3 protein-coding genes are annotated in these 4,053 nt (G+C 71.5%); 2 read left to right on the forward strand and 1 reads right to left on the reverse strand.

What is annotated here, in order from left to right; all coding sequences use genetic code 11:
- Window positions 1-248: 248 nt before the first annotated feature.
- Window positions 249-1,562 (reverse strand): acetyl-CoA C-acetyltransferase, encoded by a 1,314-nt coding sequence (locus tag G6020_RS05515; protein WP_182609932.1) that lies wholly within the window; start codon window positions 1,560-1,562, stop codon window positions 249-251.
- A gap of 116 nt (window positions 1,563-1,678) precedes the next feature.
- Between G6020_RS05515 and G6020_RS05520 the strand changes: the two genes are divergently transcribed.
- Both G6020_RS05520 and G6020_RS05525 read left to right on the forward strand, forming a co-directional pair.
- Window positions 1,679-3,034, forward strand: coding sequence for a 3-oxoacyl-ACP reductase (locus G6020_RS05520; protein ID WP_182609933.1), 1,356 nt, complete (start codon window positions 1,679-1,681; stop codon window positions 3,032-3,034).
- A 32-nt stretch (window positions 3,035-3,066) separates the two neighbouring features.
- Window positions 3,067-4,020 carry a MaoC/PaaZ C-terminal domain-containing protein gene (locus G6020_RS05525; protein WP_347238315.1) on the forward strand — a complete coding sequence of 318 codons (954 nt, stop codon included), beginning with the start codon at window positions 3,067-3,069 and terminating at the stop codon, window positions 4,018-4,020.
- The last annotated feature ends 33 nt before the right edge of the window (window positions 4,021-4,053 follow it).

Below are 4,053 nucleotides of genomic sequence, written 5' to 3' on the forward strand. Positions count from 1 at the left end.
CTCGACCACGACGGGCCGGGCGGGGCCGGCGTCGCCGGTGGTGGAATCGTCCACGGGTTCTCACGCCTCCTCACGAGCGGGGGACTCTCGACCCGGCGGGGCGTCGACCGGGGGTGTCCCACCCGAACCACTGTGGCGTCCACTATGACGGACCGCTACCGATGAGTGCAGCCCCCGCGCCGTACGCGGGGGCTGCACTCGTGAAACGACTACCCGGCCGGGACGCCGGCCCGGTCAGCGCGTGGGGTTCACCGTTCGACGATGGCCGTGACGCCCTGACCACCGGCGGCGCAGATGGAGATGAGCGCGCGGCCCGAGCCCTTCTCCTCCAGCAGCTTGGCGGTCGCGGCCAGGATGCGGGCCCCGGTCGCGGCGAACGGGTGCCCGGCCGCCAGCGAGGAACCGTGGACGTTGAGCTTGCTGCGGTCGATCGACCCGAGCGCGGAGTCCAGACCCAGGCGCTCGGTGCAGTACTCCTCGGACTCCCAGGCCGCGAGCGTGGCCAGGACCTGCGAGGCGAAGGCCTCGTGGATCTCGTAGTAGTCGAAGTCCTGCAGGGTCAGGCCGTTGCGCTCGAGGAGGCGCGGGACGGCATAGGTGGGCGCCATGAGCAGCCCGTCCGGGGTGCGGCCGTCGTGGCCGTGGATGAAGTCCACCGCCGCGGTCTCGGAGTCCACCAGGTAGGCGCGGACCGGGAGCTTGTTCTCCTCCGCCCAGGCCTCGCTCGCCAGCAGGACCGCGGAGGCACCGTCGGTGAGCGGGGTGGAGTTCCCGGCCGTCATGGTGGCCTGGGTGCCGTGGGCCTCGGCGTCCCGCTTGCCGAAGACCGGCTTGAGCTTCCCGAGCTTCTCCTCGGACGAGTCGGGACGCATGTTGTCGTCACGCGGCACACCGAGGAACGGGGTGACCAGGTCGTCCTGGAAGCCGGACTCATAGGAGGCGGCGAGGTTGTGGTGGCTGGCCGCGGCGAGCGCGTCCTGGTCCTCGCGGGTCACGCCGAGCTCGCGGGCGGTGATGGCGGCGTGCTCGCCCATGGACAGCCCGGTGCGGGGCTCCGCGTTCTGCGGCTGCTCGGGGACCAGCGACTGCGGACGGATGTCACCGAGGAGCTTGAGCCGGTCGACCGTGCTCTTGGCCGAGGAGACCTTGATGAGGATCTTGCGCAGGTCGTCGTTGACGGCCAGTGGGGCGTCGGAGGTGGTGTCGGTGCCGCCCGCGATCCCGGCGTCGATGCGGCCCACCGCGATGGCGTCGGCGACCTGGATGGCGGTGGCCAGGCCGGTGCCGCACGCCTGCTGCACGTCGTAGGCGGGGCTCGACGAGTCGAGAACGGAGCCGATGACCGACTCGCGGGTGAGGTTGAAGTCCCGGGCGTGCTTGAGGACGGCACCCGCGGCGACCATCCCGACGCGCTTGCCCTGCAGGTTGTAGCGGCTGGCGAGACCGTCGATCGCCGCGGTGAGCATGTCCTGGTTCGAGGCGTCCGCGTACTTGCCGTTCGATCGGGCGAAGGGGATTCGGTTGCCGCCTACGATGGCGACCTTGCGGGGGCTGGTGGTCACGTGTGTCACTCCCGTTTGATCTCGGTATCCGGTGGCCCGTAGCGCGGCCCGACGAGTATTGTTACTCAGCGGTAAGTTACTTGTCGACCCGTACGACCGCACCTCTCCAGGAGATGATCGCCATGGCACAGGGCAACCTCGACCTCTATTCGCAGTTCGTGACCTCGGCCCCCGGGTCGTTCATCGCCGGCAAGGTCGGCCTCCCGCAGCCCGAGCAGCTCCGCCGGCACGAGGCCGGACAGCCCGCCCTCCACGGCCCTGTCCTGGTCGGCGGCGAGGGTCGCCTGGTCGAGCCCGTCCGCGCGATCCTCGAGTCGGATTACGAGCTGGCCGGCGCCGACGCCGAGGGCAAGTTCGCCGGCCTGGTGTTCGACGCCACCGGCATCCGCCGCACCGAGGACCTCAAGGCCCTGTTCGACTTCTTCAACCCCGTCGTCCGCCGCGTCGCCGCCAGTGGCCGCGTCGTCGTCCTGGGCACCACCCCGGACGAGACCGGGTCGGTGGAGGAGCGCATCGCCCAGCGCGCGCTCGAGGGCTTCACCCGCTCGCTCGGCAAGGAGATGAAGCGGGGCACCACCGTCCAGCTGGTCTACGTCTCCGCCGACGCCGACACCGGCGCGTCGGGCCTCGAGTCCACCCTGCGCTTCATCCTCTCCGGCAAGTCCGCCTACGTCGACGCCCAGGTGTTCCGCGTGGGTGCCGGCGCCGCGACCGCCCCGGCCTCCTGGGACCGCCCCCTCGAGGGCAAGGTCGCCGTGGTCACGGGCGCGGCCCGGGGCATCGGTGCGGAGATCGCCGCCGTGCTCTCCCGCGACGGGGCGCACGTGATCTGCTGTGACGTCCCCGCCGCCGGCGAGTCCCTCTCCGCCACCGCCAACAAGGTGGGCGGCACCTCGCTGCCGCTCGACGTGACCGCCGCCGACGCCGCCGACGTCCTGGCCAAGCACGTGCAGGAGCGTCACGAGGGCGTCGTCGACATCCTGGTCCACAACGCCGGCATCACCCGCGACAAGACCCTCGCCGGCATGGACTCCGCCCGCTGGGACTCGGTCATGGCCGTCAACCTCGTCGCGCCGGAGCGCATCACCGCCGAGCTCGCAGAGAAGGGCGTCCTCACCGAGGGCGGCCGCGTCGTGGGCGTCTCCTCCATGGCCGGCATCGCCGGTAACCGCGGCCAGACCAACTACGCCGCCTCCAAGGCCGGCGTGATCGGGTTCGTCGACGGCGCCTCCGCCGAGCTGGCGTCCAAGAAGATCACCGTCAACGCCGTGGCCCCCGGCTTCATCGAGACCCAGATGACCGCCGCCATCCCGTTCGCCACCCGCGAGGCCGGCCGCCGCATGAACTCCATGCAGCAGGGCGGTCTGCCCGTCGACGTGGCCGAGACCATCGCCTACTTCGCCAGCCCCGCCTCCTCCGCGGTCACCGACAACGTGATCCGCGTGTGTGGCCAGTCCCTCCTGGGCGCGTGATCGAAGTGGATCGCGCGTCTTCGGAGAACACCGTGTCGGAGAACACCGTGGAATACAAACGCCTGCCCGCCATCCCCAACCTCCTGGCCCAGTACGGCAAGGCCGCCGTCGGCTCGGTTCCCGTGGTGGGCGGCAAGCGCGACGGCACGTCGATGCCCGAGAAGGGCGTCGAGGTGGAGGGCGTGCGCGTGGACGTGGCCAATCTGGCCGCCTACGCCCGCGTCTGCGACCTGCGGTTCGGCGACGCCCTGCCGCTGACCTACCCGTTCACGCTGGCCTTCCCCCTGAGCATGCAGCTCATGCTGGACCCGGCCTACCCGGTCCCGGCCATGGGGTCGGTGCACCTGACCAACGAGATCGAGTCGCACCGACCGCTGCGGGTGGGCGACGAGCTCTCGATCCGCGCGCGGGCCGAGAACCTGCGCGAGCACCCCGCCGGGTTGCTGCTCGACATCGTCACGGAGATCCGTACCGGCGACGACGACGAGCCGGCCTGGGTCCAGAGGTCGGGCCTGCTGTCCAAGCGCCGGACGTCCCTGACCCCGCCGAAGGACGCGCCGCGTCCGGCGAGGCCCGAGCCGCCCACGGCCTCGGAGCTCGGCGACCCCACCGTGGTCAGGTCGGTGTCCGCGTCGCTGATCTCCGAGTACGCGTCGGTGTCCGGAGACCGCAACCCCATCCACGTCTCCAAGGTGGGCGCCAGGGCGTTCGGTTTCCCCAACGTCATCGCGCACGGCATGTGGACGGCCGCCACCATGCTCGGCGTGGTCGAGGGCGCCATCCCCGAGCGGGCGCGCTACTCGGTGGAGTTCGGCAAGCCCGTGGTGCTGCCCGCCACGCTCGCGATCTACGCCCGGCGCGGGTCCGGTCCCGGCGTCGGAACCGGTGTGGGCACGGGTGCCGGCGACCCGGCCTGGTCGCTGCGGGTCCGCAACCCGCGCAAGCTCGGCACCGTGCACGCGACGGCCACCATCGAGGAGCTCTAGCCCGTTCACAGGCGGACGACGCCCCCCACCCCA

The sequence above is a fragment of the Dietzia sp. B19 genome (genome assembly GCF_014145155.1).
In the GTDB taxonomy this organism is placed as follows: Bacteria; Actinomycetota; Actinomycetes; order Mycobacteriales; family Mycobacteriaceae; genus Dietzia; species Dietzia natronolimnaea.